Raw genomic sequence first — 18,550 nt, 5'->3', positions numbered from 1 at the left:
AACTATTTGGCACTTGAAAGGAAAGTAATCAGCGCCGCAGCGGCATACCCAGGTCCACGCGCAGGCCATCTGGCTGGCTGTCGAACTTCAACGAGCAGGAACAGCGCTGCACAATCGCTTGCACGATTGCCAGGCCGAGGCCGCAGCCTTCGCTGTTGCCGTTGCGCCAGAAGCGCTGGGTCAGGTACTGCAGGTCCTCGGCGCTGATCTGCTTGCCGTGGTCACGCACGCGGAACACCACGTTATCGGCGGCAGTGAATACACTGAGTTCCACCCGGGTATCGGCCGGTGTATGGCGCAAGGCGTTGTCCAGCAGGTTGCGCAACGCTGCGACCGCCAGGCCCACTGGCATTTCCACCGGAGTGGCCAAGAGGTTGTCCGGCAGGATCAGGTCGATACGCGAGTTGTCACCGGCATTGGCATCCTGGATCGCCAGCCGTGCCACATCCTCGGCACTGGAGTGCATGCCATCGTCGAACGACAGGTTACCCTCCACCCGCGCCAGCAGCAGCAATTGCTCCAGGGTGCGGTGCAGGCGGTCGGCGCCCTCCTCGGCGTGGGCCAGGGACTGGTCGCGGGCCGCGCCTTCGGTCATGCGCGCCACTTGCAGATGGGTCTTGATCGCCGTCAGAGGGCTGCGCAGTTCGTGGGCAGCATCACCCGTAAGGCGGCGTTCGCGCTCGATGGTCTTGGCAATGCGTTGCAAGAGTTGGTTCTGGGTGTCGAGCAGCGGCTTGAGTTCGCTGGGCAACGGGTGGATCTGCAGCGGTTCGAGGGAGTCAGCACTGCGGCGCATCAAGGCGTCACGCATGCGATTGAGCGGCAGCAGGCTCTGGCCAATCCCCAGCCACAACAGGCACAGGCAGCCAAGCATCGCCACGCCCACCGGCACCGACGCCGCCAGCAAGATCGACAGGTTCAGGGCCTCGCGCTCTACTTGGCGGTCGGCGGTGGTGATTAAAAGATCGCCGCGGGACAGGGTGAAACTGCGCCAGCCCACGCCATCGATGACCTGGTCACGAAACCCGCTCTTGCGCGATTCCAGCCCTTCGTCCGGCGTGGTGTGGCTGCGCGCCAGGACTTCCCCGCGCAGGGAACTGACCTGACAGGCCATGCCACCGGGCACATGCAATTGTTCGGCACTGAAGTGCGCACCGCCGCTCACACTGGCCAGGCCGGGCATCTGCTCGGTCAACCCCGCCACCATGCGGGCCGAGGCCACCAGGCGCTGATCGAGGGAGAACATCATCTGGTTGCGCAGATCGTTGAGCATCCAGGCAGCCGCCAAGACCCAGATCAGCACGAAAGCAGCGCCCAGCTTGAACGTCAGGCGCAGGCGCAGGCTTTTCACGAGGCGTCCTCGCCCCCGTCAGCCGGGCCGAGGCGGTACCCAAGGCCACGCACGGTCTCGACAATGCCATTGCCCAATTTGCGCCGCAGGTGGTGGATATGCACGTTGAGGGCATTGCTTTCCAACTCATCGTTGAAACCGTAGACGCTGTCCTTGAGCTGCTCGCTGGACAGCACACGCCCCTTGTTATGCAGCAGCGCTTGCAACAGCGCCTGTTCGCGGCGCGACAAGTCGACGGGTTCGCCGCCCAGGAACGTCTCGCGGCTGCTTGGATCATAGGCCAGGCGACCATGCTCGATCAGGTTGACGCTGCGCCCTGCCACCCGGCGCAACAGGGTTTGCAGGCGCGCGGCGAGTTCGCGCAGGTCGAAGGGTTTGAGCAAGTAGTCATCGGCGCCGGCTTGCAGGCCGTCGACGCGGTTGGTCACCGAGTCCCGCGCGGTCAGGATCAGCACCGGGATTTCGAGGCCCTGGCTGCGCTGTTGCTGCAATAGCTTGAGGCCGTCTTCATCCGGCAGCCCGAGATCGAGCACCATGATGTCGAACGTGGCCGCCTTGAGCATCGCGCGTGCGGCACCCGCCGTGGCCACGCGTTCGACGGTAAAACCTTGGGCGGTAAGGCCGGCCACAATGCCGCTGGCGATCAGTTCGTCGTCTTCGCAGACCAATACGTGCATGCTGAACCCTTCATGAAAGATGGGGGTGATTAAAAGTGTCGTGGATTAAGCGCCGATTATGCCGTGAAAAGACGCCCACTAAGACTCTAGAATAGCCCCGGTTAATCATCGGTTAATCAACGCCACACATTGTGTGCCCACTTGCATCGAACTAAGGCTTGACCATGCGGCATCTGTTTATCTTTCTGCTGGTGTTGTTCGCGGGGTTCGCCCAGGCCGCGCCGGGCAACCCGTTTGAGACCAAACCTGATTTCCTCCCGGTGGGCAAAGCCTTCACCTTTACCTCCGAACGTCTTGAAAGTGGCGAGACCCAGCTGTATTGGCAGATTGCCGACGGTTATTACCTGTACAAACAGCGCATGAAGTTCGATGGGCTGGCTGAAAAGCCGGGGCTGCCGCAAGGCGAAGCCCATAGCGATGAGTACTTCGGCGACCAGGAGGTGTACCGCCAGGGCCTGGAAGTGAAGATCCCCGCCGGGGCCACCGGCCAAATCAAGCTGGGCTGGCAAGGCTGTGCCGATGCGGGCCTGTGCTATCCGCCGCAATCGATCACAGTGGACCTGGGTGGCAACCCGGCCGTCGCCGCGACCGCCGAAGCCCAGGACCAGAGCCTGGCCAGCGGTTTGCAGCAACGCAGCCTGGGTTGGAGCCTGCTGCTGTTCTTCGGCCTGGGCCTGTTGCTGGCGTTTGCCCCCTGTTCGTTGCCGATGCTGCCGATACTCGCCGGCCTGGTGGTGGGCAGTGGCGCCAGCCCGCGTCGCGGCTTTGCCCTGGCCGGCAGCTACGTGGTGTGCATGGCCCTGGTGTATGCGGCGCTCGGCGTGGTGGCTGCGCTACTGGGCGCAAACCTCGCCGCACTGCTGCAAACCCCGTGGATCCTGGGCAGCTTCGCCGCGCTGTTCGTGATCCTCGCCCTGCCGATGTTCGGCTTTTTTGAACTGCAACTGCCAGCGTTCCTGCGCGACCGCCTGGACAACGTCAGCCGCCAGCAACGCGGCGGCAGCCTGGTGGGCGCGGGGATTCTCGGGGCACTGTCCGGCTTGTTGGTGGGCCCGTGCATGACCGCGCCCCTGGCCGGCGCCCTGCTCTACATCGCCCAGAGCGGCAATGCACTGCACGGTGGCCTGATCCTGTTCGCCATGGGCATCGGCATCGGTATTCCGCTGTTGCTGCTGGTGACGGTGGGCAACCGCTTCCTGCCAAAACCGGGCACCTGGATGAACGTGCTCAAGGGCATCTTCGGCTTCCTGTTCCTAGGCACCGCCGTGTTGATGATTCGCCCGGTGGTCGATGAAAGCCTGTGGCTTGGCCTGTGGGGCGCACTCGCGCTGGTGATGGCTTACTGCGGCTGGACGCTGGCCCGCGAATACGGCCTGGCCGCCAAGGTCTTTGGCGCCGGTGCCCTGGTATTGGGCCTGTGGGGTGCCGTGCTGGTGGTGGGCGCAGCGGGTGGCAGCGACGACCTGTGGCAACCGCTCAAGGTCTACAGCGACTCGCGGGCCGCCGCACCGACGGCCCACGACGCCTTCATGACCCTCAACGACCCAGCGGTGCTGCAAAGCCAGCTCGACAGCGCCAAGGCCCAGGGCCAATGGGTGCTGGTGGACTATTACGCCGACTGGTGCGTGTCGTGCAAGATCATGGAAAAACAAGTGTTCGGCAAACCAGAAGTGCTCGACGCCCTGAAGGACGTACGCCTGCTGCGCCTGGACGTGACCGCCGACAGCGCCGCCAGCCGCGAGCTGCTTGGCCGCTACAAGGTGCCGGGGCCGCCCAGCTTCGTGTGGATCGGCCCGGACGGTGAAGAACGCCGCGCCCAACGCATCACCGGCGAAGTGGATGCCGCCGCCTTCCTGCAACGCTGGACGCAAGCCCGGGGCGCCCTCTGATGTTGACCCTGACCATTGGCACCTTCGCCATCGCCCTGAATCACATTTTGCTGATCAGCGCGCTGATTCTCGCCACCCTGGTGGGTTGGCGCGTCGCCAAGCGTGGCGGTGAAAACCCGGAGTCGGTGCTGTTCAGCCTGTTCCTGCTGGGCATGCTGGTAGCCCGTGTCAGTTTTGTGCTGATGTACTGGAGTGATTACCGCAACGACTGGCTGCAAATGGTCGATCTGCGCGACGGCGGCTTCCTCGCCTGGCCTGGCGTGATCGCACTGGTCCTCGGCGCATTGGCCTACGGCTGGCGCCGCCCGGCCCTGCGCAAGCCGCTGAGCGCCGGGGTGATCACCGGCCTGGTGTTCTGGGGCATGACCAGCGTCTCCCTGAGCCTGTATGACAAAGGCTCGCAACTGCCAGAGATTACCCTGCGCAATGCCAATGGCGAAGTGGTGCAACTGGCCGACTACAAGGGCGGCCCGCTGGTGATCAACCTGTGGGCCACCTGGTGTCCGCCATGCCGCCGTGAAATGCCGGTGCTGGAACGCGCCCAACATCAACGCCCTGATGTGACGTTCCTGTTCGTCAACCAGGCCGAAAGCATGCAAAGCGTCAGCACCTTCCTCGCGACCCAAGGCCTGACCCTCGACAACGTGTTATTTGACGCCAGCGGCCGCCTCGGCCAGGCGGTAGGCTCGATGGCCCTGCCGACCACCTTGTTCTACCGCGCCGACGGACGCCTGATCAACAGCCACCTGGGCGAGTTGTCCCAGGCCAGCCTGGCCCGTGCCATGGAACCCTTCGATACCGCTCCTGAAAGGAAACCGACATGCCCCGCCTCCGCCACCTGCTGACCCTGCTGCCGCTGACGCTTGCCGCCACCCTGGCCCAGGCCGAGGACTGGCCGGCACCGATCAAACAGATCGAAGCCAAGGGTGCCAAGATCCTCGGCAAATTCGATGCCCCCAGCGGCCTTACCGGCTACGCCGCCCAGTACCAGAACCGGGGCATGGCCCTGTACCTGACCGCCGACGGCAAAAGCGTGATCGCCGGCAACCTGTACGACGCCCAGGGCAATGACCTGAGCAGCGCGCCCCTGGAAAAACTGGTGTACGCCCCCATGGCCAAGGAAGTCTGGGCCAAGATGGAAAAAAGCAGCTGGATCCAGGACGGCGACAAAAACGCACCGCGCATCGTCTACCTGTTCAGCGACCCCAACTGCCCTTACTGCAACATGTTCTGGGAACAGGCCCGCCCATGGGTGAAGGCCGGCAAGGTGCAATTGCGCCACATCATGGTCGGCATCATCCGCGAAGACAGCCCCGGCAAATCCGCCGCGCTGTTCGCTGCCAAGGATCCGCAAAAAGCCCTGGAAGAACACGAGGCCGCCGGCAAAGGCAGCAAATTGCAGGCATTGGACAAGATCCCGGCCGATATCGAGGCCAAGCTTGATAGCAACATGAAGTTGATGGATGAACTGGAATTGTCGGCGACGCCGGCGATTTTCTATCTGGATGACAAGGGTGGCTTGCAGCAACAGCAAGGGGCGCCGTCGCCGGATAAGTTGGTGAAGATTCTTGGGCCGAAGTAAGCGTCGACTGGACTGACGCCTTCGCGAGCAAGCCCACGCCCATACTCGATCACCTTCCTTCAGGATGAACCTGGTCGAGTGTGGGAGCGGGCTCGCTCGCGAATCGGCGCTGACAGCCGGCAAACATGTCGAGTCTTACAGCCCCTCCAGCTCTGCCATCAAATCACTCAAGCGATCCACCTTCTCGGCACTGATCTCATTCGCCGCCAGCCCCTCGATATACTCAGCCAACTCCGCCACCGTACTGCACTCGAACATCGCTCGCAGCGGCACGTCACGTTGCAGGGCTTTCTGCACCCGCGAGGCAATCTGCGTGGCCAGCAACGAGTGCCCACCCAGTTCGAAGAAGTTGTCCTGCACCCCTACCCTGTCGACTTTCAGCACCTCGGCCCAGATGGCGGCCAGGGTGGTTTCCAGCTCGTTGCGCGGCGCCAGGTAATCCTGGCTGTGCAACTGGCCGATCTCCAGGGCCGGCAAGGCCTTGCGGTCGAGTTTGCCGTTGGCGTTGAGCGGCAGGCGGTCGAGCCATAGCCAGTGCAACGGCACCATGTATTCCGGCAACTCAGCGCGCAGGCGTTGCTTGATGCGGTCCAGGCGCTCGCCTGGGTTGAGCGTTCCATCAACTGCCACCAGATAGCCGACCAGATGCTTGCCGTTGACGCCCTCCTGCACGCCCACCGCGGCATCGCGTACTTCCGGTTGTTCGTGCAGGCGCGCTTCGATTTCACCCAGCTCGATCCGGTAGCCACGAATCTTCACCTGGTGGTCAATGCGACCGACGTACTCCAGCACGCCGTCGCTGCGGCGGCGCGCCAGGTCACCGGTGCGGTAGAGACGCTCGCCCGGTGCGCCGAACGGATTCGGCACAAACACCGGCGCAGTGCGCAATGGGTCGCTGACGTAACCGCGACCGACGCCCGTACCAGCGACACACAGCTCGCCAACGGCGCCTTGCGGCACCAGCTCCAGCGCACCATCGAGCAGGTACAAGCGGTTATTGTCGGTCGGTGTGCCAATCGGCAAGTACGTACCACGGGTCGACGCCAGGTCGACGCGGTAGAACGCCACATCGTCCGAGCATTCCGCAGGACCGTACGCGTTCACCAAGCCAATCTGCGGGTAGCGCAGCAGCCATTGGTGCGCCAACTCCGGCGGCATCGCCTCACCGGTCGGCAGCATCCAGCGCAGGCCGTCCAGGCCAATACGGTCCTGGGCCAACATGCCCTGGATCAGCGATGGCACGCTTTCCAGCACGGTAATGCCCTGGGCCTGTACATGCTCCAACAGGCCTTGAGGATCATGCGCGAGGGTGTTCGGTACGATGTCCACCCGCGCGCCGAACAGCGGCGCGGCGAGGAATTGCCACACGGAAATATCGAAGCTCTGCGAAGCGGTTTGCGCAATAACATCCGCGTCGTCCAAGGCCAGGTACGGCACCTTGCTCAACTGGTTATTGAGCATGCCGCGCTGTTCCACCATTACACCCTTGGGCAGGCCGGTGGAGCCCGAGGTGTAGATCACGTAGGCGAGGTTGTCCGGGCCACTGTAGATGCCGGGGTTCTCCCCGCGAGCAGGCACTTCTTCCCACACCAGCAACTGGCAGTCGAAGCCTTCCAGCAGTTCGATAGCCTGCTCGCGGCACGCTTCGGTGCACACCAGCAACGGTGTGCGGCTCAAGTCGATGATGCTGCGCAAACGCTGGCTCGGCAGGCCCGGATCGAGCGGCAGGTAGCCGGCACCGGCCTTGAAGCTGCCGATGATCATGCCCAACAGGTCAAGGCCACGTTCAGCCAGCAATGCCACCGGTTGGTCCAGGCCGACGCCTGCGGCAATCAGGGCGTGGCCCAGGCCGTTACTGCGGCGGTTCAGTTCGTCATAGGTCCATTGCTGATCGAGACAGCTGGCGGCGATGCGTTGCGGATGCGCCGCCACCTGGGCTTCGAACAGTTCGACATAGCTGCGCTCCAGCGGGTAGTCATGCTCGCTCTGGTTACATCCCTGTACCAGGAACTCGCGCTCCTGCTCGCCAATCAGCGGCAGGTCGGCCATGTCGCCGTGGAAGCCCTGCACTAGCGCCAGCAGCAGGCGCTTGAACTCGCCGAGCATGCCTTGCACGGTGGTCTCGTCGAAGTAGCGCTGGTCGTATGACAGGTGCAAACCGAGGTCATCGCCCGGGTAGCACACGGCAGTCAGCGGGAAGTTGGTGTGGGTGCGGCCGGAGTCCGAAGTGGCATTCAGGCTGTGTGCGCGGTCCAGCACCGAGACCTCCACCGGGGCGTTTTCGAACACAAAAAGGCTGTCGAACAGCGGCTGGCCCTTGGGCAGTTCGCTGTGTTCCTGAAGGGTCACCAGCGGCAGGTATTCGTACTCGCGCAGTTGCATGTTGCTGTCGAGCAGGCCGCTCAACCACTGGCGCACGCTGCAACGCTGGTCGTCCTCGGGCAATTTCACCCGCAGCGCAATGCTGTTGATGAACAGGCCCACCGTACGTTGCATCTCCGGCATTTCCACCGGGCGCCCGGCCACGGTGACGCCGAACAACACGTCACGGTCGCCGCTCAAGCGTCGCAGCACCAAGGCCCATGCCGCCTGGGCGAAAGTGTTGACGGTCAGTTGATGGGCCTGGGCCAACTCGCGCAGTTGTGCACCGTCACGGGCGTCGAGGCGGGTATAGCAATCGCCCACCACCATGCCGCCGCTGTGGCCCGCGTGTTCACGCAGGAACGGCCGGTCGCTCGGGATCGGCGTGGTGCGCTCGAACCCTTGCAGGTTGTGTTGCCACCACTGGCGTGCCTCGTTGAGGTTCTGGCGTTGCAGCCAGGCAATGTAGTCGCGATAACGCGGCGGCATGGCCAATTGCGCCTCGCGGCCTTCGCCCAGGGCCATGTAGATCTCGAAGAAGTCATTCATCAGCAACGAACGGCACCAGGCATCGATGAGGATGTGGTGGTTGCTCATCATGAACCAGTAGCGCTCCGCGCCGACGCGGATCAGGCGCAGGTGGAACGGTGCCTGGTTGAGCAGATCGAAACCGGCTTCACGCTCTTGCTTGAGCAGCGCTTGCAGACGCGGTTCGTGTTCGCCTTCCGGTTCCTGGCTCCAGTCCAGGTATTCGATCGGCGTGCTGCCCGGCTTGTGGATCACTTGCAGCATGTCTTCGCCGACGTTCCAGCAGAACGAGGCGCGCAGGGCCTCGTGACGGGCAATCACCGCCTGCCAGGCCTGGGCGAAACGCACGGGGTCGAGGGCGCTGTTGATGCGGTAGCGGTCTTGCATGTAATAGAGACCCGTGCCCGGCTCCAGCAGCGTGTGCAGCAACAGGCCTTCCTGCATCGGGGTCAGCGGGTAGACGTCTTCGATGGCACTGGCCGGTACTGGCAAGCTGTCGAGTTGCGACTGGGACAACTGGGCCAGCGGGAAGTCGGACGGTGTAAGGCCACCGGCATCGTCCTGAAGGCAGTGCTGGGTCAAGCTTTGCAGTTCGGCCAGATACGCCTCGGCCAATTCGCGCACGGTCGGCTGATCGAAGCGCTCGCGGCTGAAGGTCCAGCGCAGCACCAGCTCGCCGCCATACACCTGGCTGTCGACGCTCAACTCGTTGGGCAGCGGCGCATCCGGGTCATGGGCCAGGCCTGCAGACTCGTCCAGCGGATGGAACAGCGCATCGGCGCCGAAGCTCTGGTCGAACTGGCCCAGGTAGTTGAAAGTGATCTGCGCGCTCGGCAGTGCGGCCATGCTCTGTTTGCACGGGCTGTCGGCCAGGTAGCGCAGCACGCCATACCCCAAGCCTTTATGCGGCACGCCGCGCAGTTGTTCCTTGATCGCCTTGATCGAGTCGCCCAGGGCCGCTTGCGGGGTGAGGCGCAGCGGATAAGCACTGGTGAACCAGCCGATGCTGCGGGTCAGGTCGATGTCATCGAACAGGGCTTCGCGGCCATGACCTTCCAGCTGGATCAGCGCCGAAGCGTGGCCGCTCCAGCGGCACACCACACGGGCCAAGGCGGTCAACAGCAAGTCGTTGACCTGGGTGCGGTAGGCGCTCGGGGCCTGTTGCAACAACTGGCGAGTCTGCTCGGCATCCAGGCGCACGCTGACGGTATCGGCATCGCGATTGCGCAGCGAACCTTGCCGGCGGGCCACCGGCAAAGCCACATCAGGGCCCGCCAACTGGGCCTGCCAGAGGCTCAATTCTTCACGTAACGATTCGCTGCCGGCGTAGGCCTGCAAACGCGCGGCCCAATCACGCAGGGCGCTGGTCTTGGCCGGCAGGCTGACGGACTGGCCGTCGCTCAGTTGGCGATAAACAGTTTGGAGATCTTCAAGCAATACGCGCCACGACACGCCGTCCACCACCAAGTGATGGATCGCGATCAACAGGCGCTGCTGCCCCTCGGGACCGTCCACCAACAAGGCGCGCAGCAGCGGGCCGTGTTCCAGGTCAAGGCTGCGCTGGGTGTCGGTGAACAGCGCGGTGCACTGCGCCATATCGCGCACTTGCGCCTGCATCAGCACGCCGCCCTGCGGCACAGCCAGGTGTTCGGCATACCAGTGCGCGTCGCGCTGGGAGAAGCTCAGGCGCAGGGCATCGTGATGCTCCAGCACTGCCAGCAACGCTCGCTCCAGGCGATGGGGGTCCAGCAGTTGCAGCGGCTTGAGGACCAGCGCCTGGTTCCAGTGCTGGCGCTGTGGAATCTCGGTATCGAAGAACCAGTGCTGGATCGGCGTGAGGCCAGAACGGCCGGTCAGTACGCCCTGCTCGGCCGTGACCTGCTCGGCGCGCGTGGCGACCGCCGCCAGGGTTTGCACGGTCTGGTGCTGGAACAGGTCGCGCGGGCTGAAATGAATCCCGGCCTGCCGCGCACGGCTGACCACTTGGATCGACAGGATCGAGTCGCCGCCCAGTTCAAAGAAGTTATCGTCCAGGCCCACCTGCTGCACGTTCAACACGGCGCACCAGATGGCGGCCAACGTGCTTTCAAGCTCATCGCGCGGGGCGACGTACTGTTGGCGGTTGGCTTGCGGATCCGGCTGCGGCAAGGCACGACGGTCAAGTTTGCCGTTGGCCGTCAGCGGCATGCTGTCGAGCACGATGAAGTGCGCGGGCACCATGTAGTCCGGCAGTTGCGCCTTGAGGTGCGCCTTGAGCGCATCGCGTACTGCGCCGTGCTCGGCATCACTGGCCAGGTACGCCACCAGCTGTTTGCCACTCGGCGAATCCAGCGCCAGCACCACCGCTTCGCGCACGGCTTCGTGCTCCAGCAGGCGGGTTTCGATCTCGCCCAGTTCAATGCGGAAACCGCGAATCTTCACCTGATGGTCGATACGCCCCAGGTACTCAACCAGGCCATCGGCGCGTTGGCGCACTAGGTCGCCGGTACGGTACAGGCGTGCGCCATTGCGCGAAAATGGGTCGGCGACAAAACGCTCGGCGGTCATCCCCGGGCGCTGGTGATACCCCTGGGCCAGGCCGGCGCCACCGACGTACAGCTCGCCGGTCGCCCCCTGCGGCACCAACGCCAGGTCGGCATCGAGAATATAGGCCACGCGGTCACCGATTATGCTGCCGATCGGTACGCTCGCAGCGCCCTCTTCCAACTGCTCGGGCGCGAGGCTGGCCAGCGGCATCACCACCGTTTCAGTTGGGCCATAGGCATTGAAAAACACCTGCGGCTGGAACGCGGCGCGGATGCGCTGCAGGTGTTCGCCGGTGAGCGCTTCACCACCGGTGATGCACATGCGCACCGGCAAGGTCTGCTGCTGGGTCGCCAGCCATTGCGCCAACTGGCTGCCGTAGCTCGGCGTGAAGCCCAGAATATTGATGCGATGGGTCCGGATCAGCGCGCAGATTTCTTCTGCGTCCCACTGGCCCTGAGCACGCAGCACCACCTGCGCGCCACTGAGCAGCGGCACCAGCAAACGCTCGGTGGCGGCGTCGAAGTTGATCGAATAGAAGTGCAGTTCGCAGTCGTCTGGGCGCATGCCAAACCGCTCGATCACCGCCGCGCAATGCATGGCGATTTCACCGTGGGACACCACCACGCCTTTGGGCTTGCCGGTGGAACCGGAGGTGTAGATCAAGTACGCCTGGTGTTGCGCCAGGCTGATAAACGGCAGCTCGCCGGACGGGTAGTTGGCGAGCACCGGCGAGTCATCTTCGAGGCACCAGCACGCCACGCTCGCGGGCAACTCGCCGAGGGCTTCGAACATCGCCGCATCGCTGAGCAACAGGCCGATGCCGCTGTCTTCGATCATGTAGTGCAGGCGGTCCAACGGGTATTCCGGGTCGAGCGGCACATAGGCGCCCCCGGCCTTGAGAATCGCCAGCAGGCCAACCACCATTTCCAGCGAGCGCGGCAGCGCAAGGCCCACTCGCACCTGGGGGCCGACGCCGCGCTCGCGCAGCATCCAGGCCAGGCGGTTGGCGCGGGCATCCAGCTCGCGGTAGCTCAGCGCTTCACCCGCGAAGGTCAGCGCGGGCGCATCGCCACGGGCTGTCGCTTGCTGGCTGAACATGGCATGAATGCATTGATCAAGGCGATGCTCGCCCGCCTCGATGCCCAGGCTGTCCTGCAACGCACGCTGCTCGGTGGCGGTCAGTAACGGCAATTCGCTGAGGCGCTGCTCGGGGGAAGCGATCAAGGCTTCCAGCAGGTTGCGCCAGTGTCCGGCCATGCGCGCAATGCGCGGCTCGTCGAACAGGTCGGTGCTGTAGGTCAGGCAGCAACCCAGGCGATGATCGAGGTCGGTGACTTCCAGGTTGAGGTCGAATTTGGTCGCACGCGCATCATTGGCCAGGTACTCGACGGTCATGCCGGCCAGTTGGCGGCTCTGCTGGAATTCCCAGCGCTGCACGTTGCACATCACCTGGAACAGCGGGTTGTACGCCGCACTGCGCGGCGGCTGCAGGGCCTCCACCAGGTGGTCGAACGGCAGGTCCTGATGGGACTGGCCTTCGATCACGGTGTGGCGCACCTGCTCGAACAACTCAGCGACGCTCATCTGCCCATTGAGCTGGCAACGCAGTACCTGGGTGTTGAGGAAGGCGCCGATCAGCCCTTCGCTTTCCGGACGGATGCGGTTGGCCACGGGCGCGCCAATGCGCAGGTCGGTCTGGCCGCTATAGCGGTAGAGCAATACGGCCAGGGTTGCGGTCATGGTCATGAACAGGGTCAGGCCACGCTCGGCATTGAAGGCACGCACGCGCGCCGCCAGATCGTCACTCAGGTCGAAGCGGTAGAGCTCGCCACGGTGGCTTTGCACAGGCGGGCGTGAACGGTCGCCGGGCAGTTCCAGCAAGGGGTGGTCGCTGCCCAGTTGCGCGGTCCAGTAGTCCAGTTGACGCTGGCGTTCGCCGGCCTCCAGCCATTGGCGCTGCCACACGCTGTAGTCGAGGTATTGCACCGGCAACGGTGCCAACGGCGACAGGCGCTCGTCGATAAAGGCCTCGTACAACGCACTGAGCTCACGGGCAAAGATGTCCATGGCCCAGCCTTCGGTGACGATGTGGTGCAGGGTCAACACCAGGTAGTGTTCGCGCTCGGCGGCCTTGACCAGGCAGGCACGCAGCAACGGCCCGGTCTCCAGGTTGAACGGTGTATGGGCCTCGTGATCAGCCAGTTGTTGCAAGCGTTGCTGGCGTTCGGTTTCGTCCAGCGCGGAGAAGTCCTGCCAGTCCATGCGCAGCCCGGTCTGCGGCGAAACCTTCTGGCAAGCCACGCCGTCGACACTCGGGAAGGTGGTGCGCAGGGTTTCGTGACGCATGACCAAGGCCTGCAACGCCGCCTCGAAGCGCCCCACATCCAGCACACCCCGCAGGCGCGCCATGCCGCCGACGTTGTAGGCCGGGCTGTCCGGCTCCATCTGCCACAGGAACCACATGCGCTGCTGGGAATAGGACAAGGGCACCGGCTGGCTGCGATCGACCTTGGCGATGGCGGTTTGTTGGTTGCGTTGGCCCGATGCCTGGATCAGTCCGACCTGCTCGACGAACGCGCCCAACTCGCTGGCTTCGAACAGGGTGCGCAACGGCAGCTCGACATCGCAGGCCTGGCGGGTACGGGAGATGATTTGCGTAGCCAGCAACGAGTGGCCGCCGAGGGCGAAAAAGTCATCGCGCAGGCCGATGCTTGGCAAACCAAGGACTTCGCGCCAGATCGCCGCAACCTGCTGTTGCAGCGGGGTTTCGGGCTCGACATGTTCGCGCACGTGCCACACCGGCTCCGGCAGCGCACGGCGGTCCAGCTTGCCGCTGGGGCTCAGGGGCATGGCGTCCAGGCGCATCAACAGCGCAGGCACCATGTATTCCGGCAGCTCGGCTGCCAGGGCGGTCTTGACCTGCTGTTCGTCCAGCTCGGAATGGGCGGTGTAATAGCCGATCAGCTGTGCATCACGCACCCGCACCACGGCCTGGGCGATGCCTTCCAGGGCGAGCATGCGTGCTTCGATTTCTTCCGGCTCGACGCGAAAGCCACGCAGCTTGACCTGCTGGTCGAGGCGCCCGAGGTACTCGATCACACCGTCGGCGTTCCACCGAGCGCGGTCACCGGTGCGATACAGGCGCGCCCCCTGGTGGTCGGCGACAAAACGCTCAGCCGTCAACCCGGCGCGGCCGAGGTAACCCCGGGCCAGGCCGATACCACCGATGCACAGTTCGCCCGGCACGCCGACGGGCACGGGGTTGAGCTGTTCGTCCAGCACGCGGCAGATCACATTGCCCAAGGGGCGGCCAATCGGCGAGCGCTCGCCGTCTTCCACGCGGCAGTGCCAGTGGGTCACGTTGATCGCGGTTTCGGTCGGGCCATAACGGTTGTGCAATTGCGCCGTCGGCAACTGCGCCAACACGCGGTTGCGCAGTTCGGCGGGCAAGGCTTCGCCGCCGGAGAACACGCGGCGCAGGCTGGTGCATTCGGCCGCCAATGGCTCATCGATAAACAGCTGCAACAGCGGCGGCACAAAGTGCAGCGTGGTCACGCCGTGTTCTTGTACCAGCTGCGCGATGCGATGCGGGTCGCGGTGCTCACCGGGGCCAGCCAGTACCAGGCGGCAACCGGTGATCAGGGGCCAGAAGCATTCCCACACCGACACGTCGAAACTGATCGGCGCCTTTTGCAGCAGCACGTCGGTGCCGTTGAGTTGGTAGGTGGCCTGCATCCACTGCAAGCGCTCGGCCAATGCCGCATGCGTATTACCCACGCCCTTGGGCTGGCCGGTGGAACCGGAGGTGTAGATCACGTAGGCAAGGTTATCGCCGTGCAGGTGCAGGCCAGGCGGCTGGGTGGGCCAACTGTCGAGGTGCAGGCTGTCCATCGCTATCACGCACACGCCTTCGGCGCTCGGCACCTGTTCCAGCAACGCGGTCTGGGTCAGCAACAGGTGCACACCACTGTCCTTGAGCATGTAGGCCAGGCGCTCGGCGGGGTAATCCGGGTCGAGCGGCACATACGCGCCACCGGCCTTGATGATCGCCAGCAGGCCGATCAGCAGTTGCGGCGAACGCTCGGCGGCGATGGCCACGCACACATCTGGGCCGACGCCTTTATCGCGCAGGTAGTGGGCCAGGCGGTTGGCCTGGGTGTGCAGTTGGGCGTACGTCAGGCTGCCGCCGTCCCAGACCAGGGCGGTGCTGTCCGAGGCCTGCTGGTTGAGCAGGTCGGGCAGCCACTGCCGGGCCGGCGCACACGGGGCTTCGCTCCACGGCTGCTGCTCATCCTTGTGCATCAGCTTGAGGTCGCCGAGGGCTTGCTGCGGTTGTTCACACACCGCCTGCAACAGGGTGATGTAGTGCTCGGCCAGGCGCTCGATGGTCGCGGTATCGAACAGTTCGTCGGCGTAGTCGAACGACAGGCTCACGCGCCCATTGCGGTCCTCTTCGGTGTGCAGTTGCAGGTCGAACTTGGCTTCGCGGCTGTGCCATGGCAACTCATCGGCGAGCAGGCCTGGCAGGCGGCGCAACGCGCTCAGATCACGTTGCTGGTGGTTGAACATGACCTGGAAAAGCCCCTGTTCACGGGCTTGCGGAAAAGCTTCCAGCAGTTGTTCGAAGGGCAGGTCCTGATGCGCCTGGGCGCCCAGTGCAGCCTGGCGTGTCGCGGCCAGCAACTGGTTGAACGGCAGGCGCCCGTCCAGCTCGGCCCGCAGCACCAGGGTGTTGATGAAGAAGCCGACCAGGCCTTGGGTTTCCTGGCGTGGACGGTTGGCGCTGGGTACGCCGATGCGAATATCGCGCTGGCCGCTGTAGCGGTAGAGCAGGCTCTGGAACGCCGCCAGCAACAGCATGAAGGGGGTCGACTCATTGGCCTGGGCGGTCTGGCGAATCGCTTCGCTGAGGCTTACGCCGAGGCGCACGGTGTGACGCGAGGCCGTGTGCCGATGGTGTGCCGAGCGCGGGTGGTCGGTGGCCAGGCCCAGGGCGGGAGGGTCTTCACCCAACTGCGCTTTCCAGTACGCCAGTTGCCGCTGGCTTTCACCCTCGGCCAGCCATTGGCGTTGCCACGTGCCGTAGTCGGCGTATTGCAGGGCCAGCGGCGGCAGCTCCAGGGCTTGGCCCTGGGCAGCGGCGGCGTAGAGGCGTGAGAACTCGTCGATGAGAATATTGAGCGACCAGCCATCGGCGATAATGTGATGCAGCGTCACCAGCAACTGGTGGTCCTCATCATCCAGGCGCACCAGGGTCACCCACAGCAGCGGGCCCTTTTCCAGGTCGAACTGGGTGCGAGCTTCATCCTCGCGGATCTGCTGCGCACGGGCTTCGCGCTCGCCAGCGGGCACGTCACTGAGGTCGATGACTTGCAGCTCAAAATCGGTCTTGGCCTCGATACGCTGGAAGGCCTGGCCGTCTCTTTCATAGAAGCGGGTGCGCAGGGCTTCGTGGCGCTGGATCAGTTGCTGGAAGCTTGCGCGCACGGCGTCTTCATCCAGCTCGCCGCGCAGGCGCAGGGCACCGGGGATGGTGTAGGCGCTGCTGTGCGGGTCCAGTTGCCAGGTGATCCACAGGCGATTCTGCGCCAGGGACTGGGGCAGTTCGTCCTGGCGTGACAGGCTGTGGATCGCGCCTTGGGCCACGCCGCCGTCCTGTTGCAACTGCGCGACATTCGCTGCAAAGCCCTGCAGGGTCGGCGCCTCGAACAGCAGGCGCAGGTTCAGTTCCAGGCCGAGGGTTTCACGCAGGCGCGCCACGACCTGGGTAGCGGTGATGGAGTTACCGCCGAGCAGGAAGAAGTGATCGTCGGCGGCCACTGTTGCCACCTGCAGCTGCTCGCACCAGATCGCGGCGATCTGCTGTTGCAGCTCGGACTGCAGCCCTCCATCGCTCGCCTTTGCCTGCAGATCGGGGAACTGCGCATAGCTGTCGAGGCTGCCATCCGCATGGCGAAGCGCACACGCGGCACGTTGCACCTTACCGCTGGAAGTCTTGGGCAATGCACCGGGATTGAGCAACACCACCACGCTTGGCGCCTCTTGGTAGGCCTCGGCAACGGCTTGGCGGATCGCCTTGATCAGCGCTTCGGGCGGCAGGATTTTCTGCACGCTGCGGCTGATTTCGGCGGCAATGCCGATGCCTTCCAGGCCCTGGTCATTTACCGCAAATGCGGCGACCCGGCCTTTGCGCACCACCTCCACTTCGCGTTCGATGGTTTGCTCGATGTCCTGGGGATACAGGTTGTGACCGCGCACGATCAGCAAGTCTTTGAGGCGACCGGTGATGTACACCTCGCCGTCACGGATAAAACCCAGGTCGCCGGTGCGCAGCCAGGTACGGCCGGCCTGTTGCACGAAGGTTTTGGCGGTGGCTTCGGGGTTGCGCCAGTAGCCGTGGGCGATGCTCGGACCACTGGCCCAGAGTTCGCCGACACTGTTGTCGGCCAGCTCAGTGAGGGTGTCCGGGTCGGCGATCAGCACCGCATGCTCGGGCTGGCTAGTGCCGCAACTCATGATTGCACTGCCCTGCCCCGGCTCGGCGCGATTGGCGGCCAGCGCCTGCTTGTCGACGCGCAACGCGGGGATGCCATGGCCACGGGTACCGCCGGCGACAAACAAGGTCGCCTCGGCCAGGCCGTAGGAAGCGAAGAAATTGTTCGGGGTAAAACCGCACGCGGCGAACTTCTCGGCGAAGCGTTCCAGGGTGTCGAGGCGGATAGGTTCGGAACCGGAATAGGCCACGCGCCACTTGCTCAGGTCCAGGCGTTCCAGGGCCGACTCGCTGACCCGCTCGCTGCACAGGCGATAGGCGAAATCCGGGCCACCGCTGATGGTGCCGCCGTATTCGCTGATCGCTTCGAGCCAGCGCAACGGCCGGCCGAGGAAGTAGGCTGGCGACATCAGCACACAGGGCACGCCACTGAAGATCGGTTGCAGCAGGCCGCCGATCAGGCCCATGTCGTGGTACAGCGGCAGCCAGCTGACGATCACGTCGTCCGGGTTGAGGTCGATGCCAAAGCCGCGACGGATCAGCACTTCGTTGGCCACCAGGTTGCCGTGACTGACTTGTACGCCCTTGGGCAGCGCGGTGGAACCGGAGGTGTATTGCAGGAAGGCGATGTCGTCGGGGTGCAGGTCGGGGGCAACCCAGTTACCCGCGTTCTCCAGGCCATCGACGCTCAATACCGGCGGCGCGTTTTCGATCTGCGACAAGCCGTCGGCGAGGCTGGCGATGGTCAGCAACAGCCGCGGCTCGGCATCGCTGATGATCGACAGCAGGCGCTCCTGGTGATGACGACGGGTGGACTCCGGCGGATAGGCCGGCACCGCAATGACCCCGGCGTACAGGCAACCAAAGAACGCCGCGACGTAATCCGGGCCACTGGGGAACAACAGCACCGCACGGTCGCCCAGTTCCGCATTGGCTTGCAGGGCAGCGGCAATGGTGCGGGCGCGCTGGTCCAGGTCGCGGTAACTGAGTACGACGCTGTGCTCGGCGGACTCGGCGAGGAAGCGCAGGGCGACCTGGTCCGGGGTCTGCGCGGCGCGACGCTGAAGGGACTGGACCAGGGTGCGGGGAAGTTCGAAGGCGTCCATCATGGGGTTCCTGCCTGAAATCGGCTTACGGGAAATT

6 protein-coding genes are annotated in these 18,550 nt (G+C 64.5%); 3 read left to right on the top strand and 3 right to left on the bottom strand.

What is annotated here, in order from left to right:
• Positions 1–28: 28 nt before the first annotated feature.
• Positions 29–1,351, bottom strand: coding sequence for an ATP-binding protein (locus tag CQ002_RS11455; protein WP_034107866.1), 1,323 nt, complete (start codon positions 1,349–1,351; stop codon positions 29–31).
• Positions 1,348–2,028, bottom strand: coding sequence for a response regulator (locus tag CQ002_RS11450; protein ID WP_034107867.1), 681 nt, complete (start codon positions 2,026–2,028; stop codon positions 1,348–1,350). The genes CQ002_RS11455 and CQ002_RS11450 overlap by 4 nt, the downstream gene beginning before the upstream one ends.
• Before the next feature lie 164 nt (positions 2,029–2,192).
• Here CQ002_RS11450 and dsbD point away from each other — a divergent pair, with 164 nt between their 5' ends.
• From dsbD to dsbG, 3 genes are read left to right on the top strand one after another with little or no spacing between them, the layout of a single operon-like run.
• Positions 2,193–3,917 carry a protein-disulfide reductase DsbD gene (dsbD, locus tag CQ002_RS11445; RefSeq protein WP_105162635.1) on the top strand — a complete coding sequence of 575 codons (1,725 nt, stop codon included), beginning with the start codon at positions 2,193–2,195 and terminating at the stop codon, positions 3,915–3,917.
• Positions 3,917–4,762, top strand: coding sequence for a prolipoprotein diacylglyceryl transferase family protein (locus CQ002_RS11440; RefSeq protein ID WP_034107870.1), 846 nt, complete (start codon positions 3,917–3,919; stop codon positions 4,760–4,762). Before dsbD ends, CQ002_RS11440 begins: the two co-directional genes overlap by 1 nt.
• Positions 4,738–5,499 carry a thiol:disulfide interchange protein DsbG gene (gene dsbG, locus CQ002_RS11435; protein ID WP_034107872.1) on the top strand — a complete coding sequence of 254 codons (762 nt, stop codon included), beginning with the start codon at positions 4,738–4,740 and terminating at the stop codon, positions 5,497–5,499. Before CQ002_RS11440 ends, dsbG begins: the two co-directional genes overlap by 25 nt.
• A 135-nt stretch (positions 5,500–5,634) precedes the next feature.
• Here the strand turns inward: dsbG and CQ002_RS11430 are convergent, their stop codons facing one another.
• Positions 5,635–18,516: a non-ribosomal peptide synthetase gene (locus CQ002_RS11430; protein ID WP_105162636.1), complete on the bottom strand. Its 12,882-nt coding sequence runs from the start codon at positions 18,514–18,516 to the stop codon at positions 5,635–5,637.
• Positions 18,517–18,550 lie beyond the last annotated feature (34 nt).

Origin of the sequence: Pseudomonas sp. MYb13 (genome assembly GCF_002980075.1) — a bacterium.
Classification (GTDB): domain Bacteria; phylum Pseudomonadota; class Gammaproteobacteria; order Pseudomonadales; family Pseudomonadaceae; genus Aquipseudomonas; species Aquipseudomonas lurida.
The sequence above is the reverse complement of the archived record's forward strand: the minus strand, read 5'-3'. Positions and strand labels throughout refer to the sequence as shown.